Genomic DNA, 15913 nt, shown 5'->3' with positions numbered 1-15913 from the left:
ATGATCGGCAATAAAAAAATCATTGATAAAAAAAATATTGCTCATGTTAAGCGATGGCGATTGATATTAGGAAAATATGCAGATGGACACCTTAATCAGGCGACATTTAACCAACATGATCACAACTTAGAACAAACATTAAATTATCTTTATCAGTATGAATACCGCAAGCGAGGTTTAAAAATAGGTGATGAAGATATTAGGGATAGTGTTAGAAAAAAGATTTCACCTGGTGGCAATGAAAATTCTGTATTTAACACAGTAAATTGGCTCAATAAAACGCGAAAACTGTTTCCTAAAAGTACATTTGAACGCATGCAACAGCAGGCGATTGCCCGTTATCAACTGCAAGGAATTTTAAACGATCCTAATGTTATTAAAGCGTTAGAGCCGAATTTGAACTCTGTGCGTTTATTAATGAATTTAAGAGGGCAATTAAAAAGTGAAGTCTATTTGGCAGTTAAAGAGCTGATTCAAAGCGTTGTTGATGAAATTTTACAAAAAATCAAATCCGATTTTGTTAATGCCTTGATAGGTAAAAGGAATCGATTTCGTCGTTCAAAAATACGTTGTAACCAAAATTTTGACTGGCGTGCAACAATTAAGGCTAATTTGAAACATTTTGATCAACAAAAACAACAAATGATTATTGAAAATGCGATTTTTAACTCTCGTGCAAACAAACAATTACCTTGGGATATTATTTTATGTGTTGATCAAAGCGCCTCAATGGATAGTTCAATTATCTATTCTGCTGTTTGTGCTAGCATTATGGCTAAATTACCTTCTGTTAACTTACATTTATTTGTTTTTGACACTCAAATTGTTGATCTGTCTCACTTAGCCCATGATCCTGTGGAAGTTTTAATGACAGTTCAGTTAGGGGGGGGAACTGATATTGCCAAAGCGCTCAATTATGCTGAACAAAAAATTAAAAATCCACAACGAACAATTGTGGTATTAATAAGTGATTTTTGTGAGGGAGGAGCATTAATTCACCTTTATGCAACTGTTTCAAGAATGAACAGCAATCGAGTCAAAATGTTAGGTTTAGCGGCGCTAGATGATAATGCTGATCCTGTTTATGATTTGCAAATATCGCAGCAATTAGCTAATCGTGGTATGCAAATTGCGGCATTAACACCAGAACACTTTGCTGCTTGGCTAGCGGAAGTTATGCAATGAGTTGGCAACATATCTATTTAAACTATGATCAAGAGTCATTGGCACTTTATGCCAATATTGGCTTAGTTCGCCGTGCTCGTAAAGATATCGAGGCTAACAAAGTAAAATTAATTGAAAAAAGCAATGAAGATTATTTAGAATTCAATGCAGACGGTCAGCAAGTTAGATTACCTGCTCAAGGTATTCAAGCCGCAAGTTGCAATTGTCTTGCTCACGGGCATTGTAAGCACATTATATCGGCTGTTTTATGGCTACAATCAAATGCTTCGTTGTTAGAACATTCTATTACCGATAGCAATAAAATTGATGATGAAAATCAAATTAAGTCGCTAGATCAATCTAATGATTTGCATAAATCTGATAATAAAATAAGTACAAAACAGCTTGAAAGAATAAGACCTTTAGCTAACGTGTTAACTGAATTATTGTCATTAGATGCCTCCAAACTTTTAAAAAAAGCAGGAAAAAACAATATTTTTAAAGCTTATCAATTTGCGTGTAGTTGGCAAAAAAATCATTCAGTTACGATAGAATACCAAGATTCACAAATACGAATTATTGTACCAGAAAGCGATACACCTATTATTTATATGGCGGGTACTGGCTTTGATGGAATGATTTCAACTTTCTGTACAAACCAAAAAATGGCAATACATTTAGCAGCTATTGCTTATCTATTTGAAAAAAATAACAAAACATGGCCGTGGCCAATCCAATATCGACAAAGCATAACACATGAAAGTGATCAGCTTTCTGCTGATGAAATTACTTTGATTAAACAGATTCAACAGCATATTTGTAATCTTATCAATCAAGGTTTATCTCATGTGAGTCATAATCAAGCTGATCAATTACAATTACTTAATATGTCAGCAAGATCTCAAGGATTACCTCGTTTGGCTGCAATGCTTCGGCATCTTTGTCAATTAGTTGAGTTACTTGCCAAGCGGCACTTTACGGTTGAAGAACAAGATATACTTCTTTTTTTAGGGCGGGTAAAAGCTTATACTGAAATGCTATTACATCATCAAGGTGAACAACTTTTCAAATTGCGAGGTAGGATAAAACGCCAATATAAAACAGAATCACAATCCCTTGAACTATTACCATTAGGTGGGCGTTGGTGGCAAAGTAAAACAGGTGCCATTGGTGCAACTTTCTACTTTTGGGATATTGAAAAACAACAATACCAAGAAACAACATTAGCCAGATCCTATAAAAACGATATCAATTTTAATCGCAAAATGATTTGGAACAGCATGTCAGTATGGCAAACATTTCCTTATATGTTGATGCAAAAATCAATAAAGCTTCATCACCCTCGTTTATCTGATACTGGCGAATTGGCGATTCATGGTTCAACTGTTACTTTACAAGAAACGGGGTGGAATGATAACAATTACCATGATTTTAGATCAAAAGCAGGATTTCAAAATTGGTCAATACTGAGCGACTATTTACAAGATAATCATTTAGATGATTCACCTCTTAATGAGATGTTAATTCTTCATATAGCAAGCTCAAATAAACCTTATTTAGATGAAATTCGACAAAATTTAGTTTGGCAAGTGAATGATAATGATGGAAATAGTCTTTTTTTATGTCTTTTTTGGGGGGAATATGAAAAATTACGTATTGATGTTTTAAAGAATTTTTTAGAAACCAATAATAACCCCTTAACCGTATTTGTTAACTGTGTAAAAAATAGTAACTTTTTAGATTTAGAGCCTTTTGCATTGCTTTACAAAGATCTGTTAACAGGAGATATTAAAACATTAAGCCTTGATTTTGAGGATTCTTGGAATAAAAATAAAAAAAGTGATTCTAAACAAAGCTCTATCACAAATACTTATTTAGCGCATAAAAAGCATCTAAGCGAAAATCGTTATATAAAAGACTTTTTTACAACTTCAATTATTCAACCACTTTTAACGATACTAGAGAGTGTGGCGTGCTCAGGGAGACTTGAATTATTGCCTGATCAAAAACAACAACTAACAGTTCTTCAATATGATTGTGATACCTTAGGATTAAACACATTAAGTACCGTTTTAAACAAAATTCTTAGCCACCAACAAATAGCGGTAACTCATATTTTACAAGCGGTTTATTTATGTTATCTCTTAAAAAAGACGAACTATCAATTACCAATAAAGCTTAGTGATTTATGATATAAAACACCATATTGTTATTATATAGCTCTGGTTGAATGTTATAAATCTAATATTTCAGTATGATCATAAAGTTAAATCGTTTAATTGTAGGAAAACATAATTAACTAAAATTATCATAGAAAAATACTTAGGATTTTTACGTTAATTCATTTTTTTGATTTATTGCTACATGTAATATGATAAATTGGCTTGGTAGGACTCAAAAAATCATATGCTAGTATTTATGTGTACATAACATATTTTAATATGGAAGAATTTACATGATAGATTTTAGGTTCCAATCCTTGGAAGAAAACATGCCTGGGCTAATTTTTGAGTTCGCTATAGCTCCTTTTCAAGATTATAGTTGGAATAAAGCATCAAAGTATCTAACAGAAAATGCATTTAACTTTATTGAAAGCATTATATACAATAATGTACCTAAGTATCAAAACTATGGGCATTGGGGGAAAACTGAAGTTAATAAAGAACAGAGGTTACTAATAAAATCAGCATTAATCAAGATTAAATAAAAGCTTGATTACTCTCTAAATTTAAGATAACTTGAACATGACTTATATGATTTTAAGTTTATTTTTGATAATGATTTGCAAGAGATGACAAAGAATTTTTCCAAATATAAATCTTCTTTTTCATAGATGATTAGAGATCTTATAACATGGATTGATTATAATATACAAGAATATGGTTCAATTTATATTTTGGGCATATAACATTTTTAATATGAAAAAAGAAATGAATTATTCCTCAAATGCTAGTAACGTGGCTTAAAGGTCAATTTCCTTATTAACCTATTTAATGTTCTAATTCATTTGCAAGCATGACAACCTCCGGCAAAATATCCAAAATCAAAGCCAATTGTTGCATAACTAACAGATCATTATTGGCTTTATCGTCATCTACTGAATTGACTGAAATTGTTTCAATATAATCAGTAACGGATTTTTTAATAGCTTGGTATTCGCTGTCGATCTTTTTATCATTTAATAGATTAATAATATAGACCGACAGATCATCAAATAGCTCGAACGTCTGTTTTGAAAGCGGTTTATCGCGGTGTGCACCTAAAGTTGAAAGATAACTAATCAATGTATGATTTAGTGTTAATAAACGAAATCCTTTATCAATAACGACAGGATTCATATGGGGTTCCTTGGTCATTAAACTAATTAATGATGATAAATCTGCATTACTATCATGTGCTGCACGCCTTGCCAAACGATACATGACATCATTAGTTTTTCCAGTCAGATATTGACGACCAATTAACGCCAAATAATGACTATCATCATGGCAGACACGATCGACAAGTTTAGGCAAATTTCTAAACTGCCAATCAGGCCAAATAAAGCTCACAGCAAACCAAGCAATAAAACAACCAATTAACGTTGCAATAATGCGTAAAACCGCAACTTCAATACTGCTTTCACCAATCAAACTAAAACTAAAAAACACCAGCAACGTAATAAATGCAGTTGCATAAGCGTATTGTGAATTCTTAAATAGAAAAAACAGCCAACCAGTAATAATAATTAATACCAACTGCTCGGGTATACTTGGGAATAAAAATGTTAACGGAATTCCCACAACAATCCCCAAAATCGTCCCTAGTACGCGTAATTTTAACCGATGTTTTGTCGTGGAATAGTTTGGTTGGCACACAAACAAGCTAGTCAAAATAACCCAATATCCATGCGACAAATCAGAAGCATAAATAATCATATATCCCACAAAAAATACCAAACACATACGAATTGCATGGCGAAATAGTGCTGACTTAACGGTCAAATTACTTTTAATTTTAACAAAAACATCATGGAAACAAGTTAACTCTTCATCAATTAACTGGTTATCTTCTTGCTCTTTTGACAGATGCTGTTCTGTATCAATATTGGCAAGTAACAAATCGATAGATAACAAATTTTGATGTAAACTTTTGATAGCCTTAACCATTAGCATATTAGAGTTACTACTAGTGTGATATTGATTAATTGCTTCTTGAAGATAAGAAAAATAGCGTGAAAATAACGGATCATGCTGATAAGTTTGATTTAATTTAATTGCTATTGCCAACTGAGCACATGCTTTAGCCTGCAAATTTAAAATACGTGCAAATCGAAATAAAATATCACTATGCTTAAAATGAACACTCAGTGCTTGATAATGTCCATGCGCTGAACTAGCTCGCTCATGAATATCTTGCGCTACAAAATAATAGCTGAGTAGTTTTCTAATATAAGCTTGACCACGATAGCTTTTTAATCGATTAAACAATGAACGCTTAGCGTTGTTGAATGCACTAATAAGTTGATTATTAGCATTATTTAATTGCAATGTTTGTTTTTTAAAACCATCCGATTCATCAGGATCGAACATAGCGGCTTTAGCATCAAGATATTGTGCTAAATGAATAAAACACTGTGATAGCGATTGTTGGGTTGTACGAATGGGTTGGATAATAGATTCAATTAATGAAACAACATTATACCAAAGCGCACCAAGCAATAAAAAACAAGGCAGCGTATAATTGTCAGTGTATAGATTATGCCCAAGCATAGTATAAGCAGCAATCAAAAGTGACCCAAAGGCAATCACGCCATAACGCTGTCCAAGCGAACCAAGCATAATAAAAATGAACGTCGAAGACACCAAACCAACAATAAAAAACACAGGCTCATCAAATAACAACTCAACCGAAAAAGTCGCAATAGCAAAACAGATTAGTGTAAGAACTAAATTAATACAGCGACTTAATAAACGGGTATCGATCTCGGTTAAACCTGCAGCCACCACGCCAAGTGTAAGCGGAATAACTAAGGATGTTTGTCCAAAATACCAAGGAACCAAGGTTGACCCAGTCAAACTAATTAACATTCGAAGACTAAAAAGAAGATTACTGCTATAAAAGACTTTGCGTAAAGCAAAAATGAATGCGTGCACGGGTATATGAACTTTAAATGAGATAATAGTTAATAGGATACTATATTGAGGAAGCTTGGGGAAGAGTGTGTCATTACTGGTAGTTTTTTGTTAAAAAATAACAACAAAAAAATATAAATAAAATCAATATATTTTCTGGATTTTCTCGTAAGATAAGCCTTTTTTTTATTTTGTTGAACGCAATGAATTGGGCGTAGTGGTATGGGAAATTTGTATTTGGAAAAGAAAAATATCTTAATAATTCACTTATTAATAACGCTTTTGATTATTAAATTATTTAAATCAGTATGATACTATTGAGCTGTTAAAGTAGTGTAATTTTTGCATACCTTAGATCTTAGCGTTTAGCCTTAATGCTTGTTGGGTTGATGGTGTTAATCAAGGTCAATATAGAAAAGAACTAAGCGCTCGGATTTAAGCCTGACTAGGCAGGGATAAACATAAAACTGCGCAAAATATTAATCATTTCTTCTTCGTGTTTTTTTATATTTTCAAGACCTTGTCCTTCAGGTCCCCAATCGTTGTAACTTATCATAATTGCTTGTTTTAAGCTCTCTATTCTATTTTTCTCACGATAAAACTTCTTTTTATCGGCAGGAGAATAGTTGCTGAGCCTTGAGTTTGTACTAGGCGAAATAAGACAAAGATTGCCAAACCTATCCACATTTTTCATGACTTTTGCTCCCGATGGATCGGTTTGTGGAAAATAATGCTCTACCGAAGAGCGGACAGTAAATTGAAAATTATCAAAGTGGTCACCCAATTCGGATTTACCTAAACCATTAAAACGTTTACCTTCTGACAAGTGTCTCCAAAGCAAGTAGTCCAATAGGTTAAAAATAAAATTGTGTACTTTTGTTCCTTGATGTAGTTTGTCATCACTAAAGTTGCCATTTATTTTACAAATTTCACTTAGGTACTCTTGGCTTATTTTTTCTAGCTTTTCTAAATAATTTAGAGGACTGTCAATCAGCGCTTTTTTATCGGCAATTTTATTTAAAATTTCAAGCGCTCGATACAACCAGCGTTTATATGTCGAAGACGGGTTAGATACATCAAACATGGAAAGAAGCATCACCAATTGTTCATTAATTGCATCAAAAGTGTTGACATAATTAAAGTCATTTGTGTATTTTTTTAATGTGAGTAAGCACCATCGGTTTTCTGTGTCTTTTTTTACTATATAACGATCAAACAAAACTCGATATTTTAATAGATTAAAGGCAAATTCTGTCGGTTCGACTTTTAATTTGTTGTTTGAATAGTAAAATTGTTTCAATAATTTTTTATCATCTAGCGAAACCTCATCGCCTTGTTGCATTTTATTGTTTTGTGACGTTTTCGTCTGATTATTTATGGTTAACTTTAAAACATGTAACAAGAAGTTTGAAAAATCAATAATTGAGCCGAACCTTTCTTTTTTTTCAAGATTATTATCGGTATCGATAGGGTGGAAGCGCTTATCAGCAATAATATCCTCAATCGTCACGCCATTTTGTATTGAACTTGATTGTGATAAATGAGCCTGAATATCGGCAAAAGAGTTTGGAAAATCGCTCCAATCTTTACCAAAAATTGCTGATCTTATATCTGCACTAAAATTAAGTAGAACAAAACCGTCCATATTGGAACAAGCATCCCAAATTGTTGAAAAACAGTGACGAACTTTAGCATCCTTAGCACACTCAGAAAGCATTTTGGCTTTGAGTACTTCGTGCTTTTCAAGCTGTTCACCACGGTTATTGATGATTTCGAAGTAATGGTTTAGATCCGTATCGTGAGGTACGGTTATTCTCAATAATTTAACATTTTCAAATAAATAGCGATAAAACTGTTCAATATTGACTTTATGTGTTTTAAAGTAGCGATCAATAATATTATAAGCGGAGTATATATTTGGCTCTTCAATGTCACAGTTTATTCCATTGGTATACAGATTTTTAAACGCATTGATTGAACGAGGACGACTATCAAATGTTAAATTGAACGTTAAATGGTTCAACTCATCATCATTTATTGCTAATTCATTTTTTAAATAAGCTAATAAAATGCATAACGTGGTATGGCGTTGCTGTCCATCGATTATTTCATAACTCTTTTTACCGTCATAGGGTTGATTTTTGCGTTCATAAACAATTAAACAGCCAAGGAAATAGGAGGGGGTGCCTTTAGTATCATTAGTCGATACATCATAGATATCTTGAATTAATTGCTCTATTTCGATTACTCCCCAAGCGTAATTTCGCTGATAAATGGGGATAACGTATTGAGCGGATTCGGTAAAAAGCGCTTTAATATTCAATAAGGTAAGTGCTTGATCTTGAGAAGGAGTGACATTTTTATTCATCGCGCCCTCCATTTATCATGGTTTTTATTGCATTTTCAACACTTGGTGCATTTTTAAATCGAATTTTTGTGTTATATGGAGGAATAAAGTTAAGTATTTGCTGAGGGTGAAGTGCTTTACGAATAACTCGAAATAAGCCATTGGCTGCCTTAGCATGGTTATCTATAGACTGCATACTGATTAATTGTAACTTTAATCGTAAAAAATAACTCCAACAATAGCAAATTTTGGCAGCTTGTTTTAATTCAACATCACCAAATTTATCGTAATAATACAAAATGGTGCACATAAACAAATTTTTGACATAACGATCTCCCTTTCTGTTACTGTTTTCATATACGGTGTACTTGTCCACAAACCCTTTAAGTAATGCGTCTTCATCTATGAATAATTTACAATACATGGCGATATAATGCTGAATATACTCAAAAAAATGCTTACCGTTGATCAATACCTGATCAATCTGAAATGGATACGACTGGTACTGTTTACTCCCTCGATTTACTAAAACGGCATTATCGTTTTTTATTGCGTTATCAGTAATATACATAGGATTCATATAGGGATAGTTGATATCGCCAAGGCTGATTCCTTTAAACACATCAATATGATGACGACTAAATTGAATACCACAATCGCCCTCTATCCAACAGCGAATACGGAATAAAAATTCTCCTATAATAGTATTTAGGTTAGGTAAATTATTATAAGGATTTATGCTTTGTTCCCACAGCTCGACATGTTTTATCCTATCGATTTGTTCTGTGTTATCCATCATTTCACGAAGGTGATATGCTTTGAGTAAATCATGCGGTGCGAGTGCCTTGCCACGGATATTTTGTGAATCAAAAAACTGAAAAGCTTTATTAAGGTCATCGAGCGTTATTGTTATCAGCTCACATTGATTCAAAATAAAGGAAAGCAGTTGTTGTTTATCGTGGTTATCTAAGTTAGCAAATCGGCTATAAATGACTTGAGTATTATTCTTGAGTTTTTTGATACTAACAGGAGAAGTAAAACGGGTTTTCAATAAGTTTGAAGTTACTGTTTTTTGATTTTCCCCTAAAATTGTACAAATTAATGTTAACGTTAATAATCGTTGCTGACCATCGACAATATTGAATTTTACCTCTTTTTCTTGATGAAGCACTACTGTACCTAAGCGATAACGCGTCTTTTTTTTATAAGCTAAAATGTCATCGATCAATTGATTAACATGTCTGGTATCCCATTTATATGGACGTTGATATTCCGGAATAGTTAAAGCCAGATTTAATAAATCTGAAATTGTTTGAACTTGATAAGAAATAATTGCCATTACTAAACACTCTAAGCAGTCGTTGCTTGCCATTAGCCTTTGTTGTTCATTTTAGCAAATATTACCATTTCAAACGTACAGAATTAACACACTTATTTTCAAAAACCGATTTATAAGCGTTATATTATTGAAATTATTTAATAGGTTTTAGTGTGTTTTATGTTAAACATTTATTAAGAAGATACACCCACAACCAGTCAGGAAAGGTATTGATTTTATTCAACTTTTTTAAATTATATCGTCAAAAAAACTTCAATAAAATCAATACCTTTCCTGAACGTTTTTTATTAAAAAACAACACTAATTAGTATCAATTTGATTAATTTATCTGTTCAGTTTTCATATATTGTCGTTAAGCCGTTATAATAGCGGTTATTTGATTTTGAATAAAATAGGACAATCGTGCAAACGTCATTAAAAAAGCCTCAATTACATTGCCGAAACAAACATCAAGACGGTTATGATTTTGCAAAACTTATCAATATACTGCCTGAGCTATCTCACTATGTAAATCAGAATCCCTATGGCAATTTATCGATCGATTTTGCCGATCCGATGGCGGTTAAAATGTTAAACAAAGCTTTGTTGTTTAGCTATTATCAGGTGAGTTATTGGGATATTCCTGACGGTTATTTATGCCCGCCCATTCCTGGTAGAGCGGATTATATTCACCATTTAGCTGACTTATTAGCGCGAGACAATCAAAATCATGTCCCTACAGGTAAGCAAATTCATGTATTGGATATCGGCGTTGGTGCCAATGTGATTTATCCTATTATTGGTTGTGCCGAATATGGTTGGTCATTTGTTGGGAGTGATATTAATCCTGTGGCGATCAAAGTTGCTTCGTTAATAACACAAGCTAATGCGCTATTAAAAAGCACTTTGCGGTGTCGATTACAAAAAGACTATAAAGCGATTTTTAGGCATATTATTAAACCTAACGAGTTTTATACCTTAACGCTGTGTAATCCGCCTTTTCATGCTTCAGCACAAGATGCGTTGGCAAGTACGCAAACCAAACTGAAGAAGTTAGGCAAGTTAACGCATTCCACTCAAAAAACTGTGCTTAATTTTGGTGGGCAACATGCCGAACTTTGGTGTCAAGGTGGTGAAAGTGCTTTTATTAGTAATATGATTAACGAAAGTATTCAATATAAAACTCAATGCTTGTGGTTTACTTCATTAGTGTCGAAAAAAGAGACCTTGTCGGTAATCAACAAAAAATTAAAACAAGCCAATGTTGTTGAAAGCCATATTGTTCCTATGGCTCAGGGGCAAAAAATCAGCCGATTTGTCGCATGGACTTTCTTTAATCAACATGAACGCCAACAACTTTTATCAAAAAACACCTCAAAAATAGAGGTTTAAAAATTATAACTAAATATTTTTTTAAATGATTTTTTGATGAAATATTGCTTGAGTACGTTTAGTTCATCTCTATAAAAATTCCGATAGCTTATTGTCTTGCTTTTGGTTAAGATAGGTTATTATTTAATCACCACTATTAACTCACCTTAATCTTCAATAAGCATAGGAAATACCGATATGAATAGTAATCAAACAGCTCAGCTCATTGAGCAGCTACAAGGTATTGTTGGACAGAAATACACGTTAACGAATCCTAACCATACGCTACCTTATCGCCAAGGTATTCGTTTTGGTGAAGGTGATGCATTGGCTGTTGTGTTGCCCGGAACGTTAGTTGAGCAGTGGCAAGTGTTAAAAGCGTGTGTTGAGGCGGATGTAATTGTTATTACACAATCAGCAAATACAGGCTTAACAGGGGGCTCAACACCGGATGGTAATGATTATGATCGTCCTATTGTAATTGTCAGTACTCGCCGTTTGGATGGCATTAATGTGATTGAAAATGGTGAACAAGTTGTTTGTTTGCCAGGTAGTACGTTATTTAGGTTGGAAAAAGAGTTAAAAAAATATCATCGAGGTCCTCACTCGGTTATTGGGTCATCTTGCATTGGTGCATCTGTGATGGGAGGTGTATGTAATAATTCGGGTGGTGCGCTTATTCAGCGTGGTCCTGCTTATACGCAAATGGCTGTGTTTGCTCAATTAGATGCGCAAGGTCAGTTGCACTTGGTAAATCATTTAGGTATTGAGCTAGGCGATGATCCAGAAACGATTTTGCAAAATCTGCAAAGTCATGCTTATAGTGATAAAGACATTAAGCGTGATGCAGGCTTAGGCCATGATCATCATTATTGTGATCATGTTCGTGAAATTGATGCTGATACGCCTGCACGGTATAATGCCGATCCTGCTCGTCATTATGAAGCCTCTGGCAGTGCTGGGCGTTTGATGGTTTTTGCTGTACGGCTTGATACTTTTCCTCTAGAAAAAAAATCAGCCGTATTTTACATAGGTACAAATGATATCAACGAATTAAATGGTATTCGTCGACATATTTTAGGTCAATTTAAAACGTTACCAGTGTCGGGGGAGTATATTCATCGCGTGGCATTCGATATTGCCGCAGTTTATGGCAAACCGTCCTTTTTAGCTATTAAAAAGCTAGGTACGGATATGATGCCACGCATGTTTGCTTTTAAAAATTTTGTTGATCGTGTTACGGCTAAAATTCCATTTTTTCCAAAGAATTTTTCGGATCGATTTTCTATCTTTGTTTGCAAATTTTTGCCAAATCATTTACCAAAATCAATGCGTGATTATCGTGATCGTTATGAACATCATCTTATTTTAAAAATGGCAGATGATGGAATTGCAGAAGCCGAGACTTTTTTGAAAGACTATTTTCAAAATAGAAGTGGTAATTACTTTTTATGTAACGAAAGAGAAGCCGAAGCAGCCATGCTACACCGTTTTGCAGCAGCAGGTGCGGCAACGTCTTATCGTAATGTACATAGCAAAACGGTAGAAGATATCGTTGCATTAGATATTGCATTAAAGCGTAATGATACCGATTGGTTTGAAACATTACCAGAAAACGTCGATCAAAATTTCGTTTACAAAATGTATTATGGACACTTTTTTTGTTATGTGTTTCATCAAGATTATATTGCAAAAAAAGGGGTGGATTGTAATAAAGTTAAGGAACAGATTTTAGCATTGCTTGATCAGCGTGGTGCACAATACCCAGCCGAGCATAATGTTGGGCATTTATATCATGCCAATGCGGATTTGAAAAAATTCTATCAAGAACTTGATCCGACAAATAGCCTTAACCCAGGTATAGGTAAAACCTCTAAGAAGAAAAATTGGGTTTAATTCCTTGTTGTTACTGTTAAATTTTAGTGGTTATTAACAATAAAAAACCGCTAGGAATCCACCTAGTGGTTTTTTATTTTAGTATCATAATGCGATAACCTCACTATCATACTATTTAATCACAGTAATTTTTTTAGTTGATATAACATCTCTAATGCTTGTTTTGGCGTTAATGCATCAGGGTCGATCTGTTTTAAGGCTTCTTCAACTTCTGACTGTTCAGGTTCGTCAATAAAGGAGAGTTGAGATTGGTCGACATTACTATTAGCCGATTGTTTTGAGATGACTTCTAACTCTTTTAATTTTTGTTTAGCACGTTTCAAAATCGGTTTAGGTACACCAGCAAGCCCGGCAACGGCAATACCGAAACTTTTGCTAGCAGCACCTTCTGATACTTCGTGGATAAAAGCCACTGTGTTGTCATGTTCAATGGCATCAAAGTGGATGTTATAAACGCCTTGCATATGCTCAGGAAGTTGTGTGAGTTCGAAGTAGTGCGTGGCAAATAGTGTCATTGATTTGATCTCGTTGGCAAGATTTTCAGCACAGGCCCAAGCAAGTGAAAGCCCATCATAAGTTGAAGTTCCTCGACCAATTTCGTCCATTAAAACAAGGCTTTGTTCTGTCGCATTATGCATAATGTTGGCTGTTTCGGTCATTTCTACCATAAAGGTAGAGCGCCCCGAAGCTAAATCATCAGAAGCCCCAATACGGGTAAAAATACGATCAACAGGTCCAATTACTGCTTTTGATGCAGGAACAAAGCTACCAATGTAAGCAAGTAGAACAATCAATGCCGCTTGGCGCATGTAAGTGCTCTTTCCACCCATATTCGGGCCAGTAATAATCAGCATTCTCCTTGCAGGTGAAAGGTGCAGCGAATTGCGAATAAACGGTGTTTGTAGAACTTGTTCAATAACAATATGACGTCCGTCTTTGATCTTAATACCTGCTTGTGTTGATAATGTTGGGCGTTGATAATTAAGCGTTAGTGCTCGTTCGGCAAGATTAGTTAAAACATCAAGCTCTGCAATTGCTTCAGCACTCGTTTGCATATCAGCTAAGTCTGGCATTAATTGATCAAATAGTTGTTCGTATAGCTGCTTTTCAAGCGCTAATGCTCGACCTTTTGAGGTAAGCACTTTATCTTCGTATTCTTTGAGTTCAGGGATAATATAACGTTCCACATTTTTCAATGTTTGGCGCCTAGTATAATGAATTGGCGCTAGGTGGCTTTGTCCACGACTAATTTGGATGTAATAACCATGTACTGCATTAAATCCAACTTTTAACGTATCAATGCCAAGTGATTCACGTTCTCTTATTTCAAGCTGTTCAAGGTAATTGGTTGCGCCATCGGCAAGATTACGCAATTCGTCTAATTCACTATTGTAGCCTGTTGCCATCACACCGCCATCACGAATAATAGCGGGTGGCGTTTCAACAATTGCACTATTTAATAACGTGGCAATATGATCGAATTGGTTAATTTTGGTTCGTAAAGTTTGTAAATAAGGCGAACTAAATTGTCCTAATAAAAAATGTAATTGTGGCAATAAATTATAGGCATCACGCAAACGCGCAAAATCCCGTGGGCGAGCTGTGTGTAGCGCCAGTCTTGCTAAAACACGTTCAAGATCGCCCATTTGTTTTAATAATGGTAATGCGTCATCAATATGTTGTTGTAATTCAGCAATGGCATCTTGGCGGTTTTGCAAAGTTTCAATATGACGAATCGGTGAATGCAACCAGCGTTTAAGCATTCGGCTACCCATTGGGGTTTGTGTTTTATCTAATACCTCTGCAACCGTATTTGATGTACTGCCTGATAAGTTTTCGGTGATTTCTAAGTTGTGACGAGTTGCGGCATCTAATATCACAAAGTCATATGTTGACTGTTTGATAATTGAACGTATATGAGGTAGAGCTGTGCGTTGGGTATCTTTAACGTATTGCAATAAACAACCAGCAGCACAAAGTGCATATTGGCATGCCTCTACGCCAAAACTGACTAAATCATTCGTACCAAATTGTAAATTGAGTTGTTGCTTTGCTGTTTCTAGATCAAAATCCCATTGTGGACGACGACGCAAACCATGGCGATGTTCAATTAAAGGCATCGATTCAAAATCTTCAGGATATAACAATTCAACTGGACTTGTTCGTTGCAGTTCAGCTTGCATTGCTTCAAAGCTATCGCATTCAAAAACATAAAAGCGACCAGAACTAATATCAAGCGTGGCATAGCCATAATGTTTTTTATGTTGCCAAATTGAAGCCAGTAAATTGTCTTTGCGATCTTCTAGTAATAATTCGTCACTGACGGTTCCGGGCGTCACAATACGGACAATTTTTCGTTCAACTGGTCCTTTACTTGTCGCAGGATCACCAACTTGTTCACAAATAGCAACGGATTCGCCTAGCGAAATTAACTTAGCTAAATAACTTTCAACCGCATGATAGGGCACACCAGCCATTGGAATTGGTTCACCATTTGAAGAACCACGTTTAGTTAGCGAAATATCTAAAAGCTCTGATGCCCGTTTAGCATCATCATAAAACATCTCATAAAAATCACCCATACGATAAAACAATAAAATATCAGGGTTTTCAGCTTTAAGTTTTAAATACTGCTGCATCATTGGGGTGTGGCTGGCTAAATTGTCTTTATTAGTCATGGTGGTTTTTCTTTTTATGTTTAAA

At 34.6% G+C, this 15913-nt stretch carries 9 protein-coding genes; 5 read left to right on the top strand and 4 right to left on the bottom strand.

Annotated features, from left to right (window positions below; genetic code table 11):
* From GQ594_RS08355 to GQ594_RS08345, 3 genes are all read left to right on the top strand, one after another.
* Complete coding sequence (locus GQ594_RS08355) at positions 1–1185, top strand: VWA domain-containing protein (RefSeq protein WP_160412205.1); 1185 nt, start codon at positions 1–3, stop codon at positions 1183–1185.
* Positions 1182–3356 (top strand): hypothetical protein, encoded by a 2175-nt coding sequence (locus GQ594_RS08350; RefSeq protein WP_160412203.1) that lies wholly within the window; start codon positions 1182–1184, stop codon positions 3354–3356. Before GQ594_RS08355 ends, GQ594_RS08350 begins: the two co-directional genes overlap by 4 nt.
* 263 nt (positions 3357–3619) lie before the next feature.
* Positions 3620–3871 carry a hypothetical protein gene (locus tag GQ594_RS08345; protein WP_160412201.1) on the top strand — a complete coding sequence of 84 codons (252 nt, stop codon included), beginning with the start codon at positions 3620–3622 and terminating at the stop codon, positions 3869–3871.
* Between the two features lie 283 nt (positions 3872–4154).
* Here the strand turns inward: GQ594_RS08345 and yccS are convergent, their stop codons facing one another.
* The 3 genes from yccS to GQ594_RS08330 form a co-directional block, all read right to left on the bottom strand.
* A complete protein-coding gene (gene yccS / locus GQ594_RS08340; RefSeq protein ID WP_160412199.1) occupies positions 4155–6299 on the bottom strand; it encodes a YccS family putative transporter in 2145 nt (714 codons plus the stop codon).
* 424 nt (positions 6300–6723) lie between these two features.
* Entirely contained in the window at positions 6724–8646 is a 1923-nt protein-coding gene (locus GQ594_RS08335; RefSeq protein WP_160412197.1) for a DUF262 domain-containing protein, read from the bottom strand.
* Positions 8639–9997, bottom strand: coding sequence for a DUF262 domain-containing protein (locus GQ594_RS08330; RefSeq protein WP_202112538.1), 1359 nt, complete (start codon positions 9995–9997; stop codon positions 8639–8641). Before GQ594_RS08330 ends, GQ594_RS08335 begins: the two co-directional genes overlap by 8 nt.
* Before the next feature lie 369 nt (positions 9998–10366).
* Here GQ594_RS08330 and rlmF point away from each other — a divergent pair, with 369 nt between their 5' ends.
* Together rlmF and dld are read left to right on the top strand one after the other, a co-directional pair.
* A complete protein-coding gene (gene rlmF, locus GQ594_RS08325; protein ID WP_202112537.1) occupies positions 10367–11335 on the top strand; it encodes a 23S rRNA (adenine(1618)-N(6))-methyltransferase RlmF in 969 nt (322 codons plus the stop codon).
* 177 nt (positions 11336–11512) lie between these two features.
* The gene (gene dld, locus GQ594_RS08320; protein ID WP_160412195.1) at positions 11513–13210 is read left to right on the top strand and encodes a D-lactate dehydrogenase; all 1698 of its coding nucleotides are present in this window, start codon (positions 11513–11515) and stop codon (positions 13208–13210) included.
* A gap of 119 nt (positions 13211–13329) precedes the next feature.
* Here the strand turns inward: dld and mutS are convergent, their stop codons facing one another.
* Positions 13330–15888, bottom strand: coding sequence for a DNA mismatch repair protein MutS (gene mutS / locus GQ594_RS08315; protein ID WP_160412193.1), 2559 nt, complete (start codon positions 15886–15888; stop codon positions 13330–13332).
* Positions 15889–15913 lie beyond the last annotated feature (25 nt).

Origin of the sequence: Gilliamella sp. Pra-s52 (assembly GCF_009795805.1) — a bacterium.
In the GTDB taxonomy this organism is placed as follows: Bacteria; Pseudomonadota; Gammaproteobacteria; order Enterobacterales; family Orbaceae; genus Gilliamella.
Note: the sequence above shows the minus strand (reverse complement) of the source record. Positions and strands in the feature narration are given on the sequence as shown.

Bases quoted from the DNA above. Each gene is read 5' to 3' on its own strand.
- GQ594_RS08355 (WP_160412205.1), top strand. From the start codon at position 1: ATGATCGGCAATAAAAAAATCATTGATAAAAAAAATATTGCTCATGTT.
- GQ594_RS08350 (WP_160412203.1), top strand. From the start codon at position 1,182: ATGAGTTGGCAACATATCTATTTAAACTATGATCAAGAGTCATTGGCA.
- GQ594_RS08345 (WP_160412201.1), top strand. From the start codon at position 3,620: ATGATAGATTTTAGGTTCCAATCCTTGGAAGAAAACATGCCTGGGCTA.
- GQ594_RS08335 (WP_160412197.1), bottom strand. From the start codon at position 8,646: ATGAATAAAAATGTCACTCCTTCTCAAGATCAAGCACTTACCTTATTG.
- GQ594_RS08330 (WP_202112538.1), bottom strand. From the start codon at position 9,997: ATGGCAAGCAACGACTGCTTAGAGTGTTTAGTAATGGCAATTATTTCT.
- dld (WP_160412195.1), top strand. From the start codon at position 11,513: ATGAATAGTAATCAAACAGCTCAGCTCATTGAGCAGCTACAAGGTATT.
- mutS (WP_160412193.1), bottom strand. From the start codon at position 15,888: ATGACTAATAAAGACAATTTAGCCAGCCACACCCCAATGATGCAGCAG.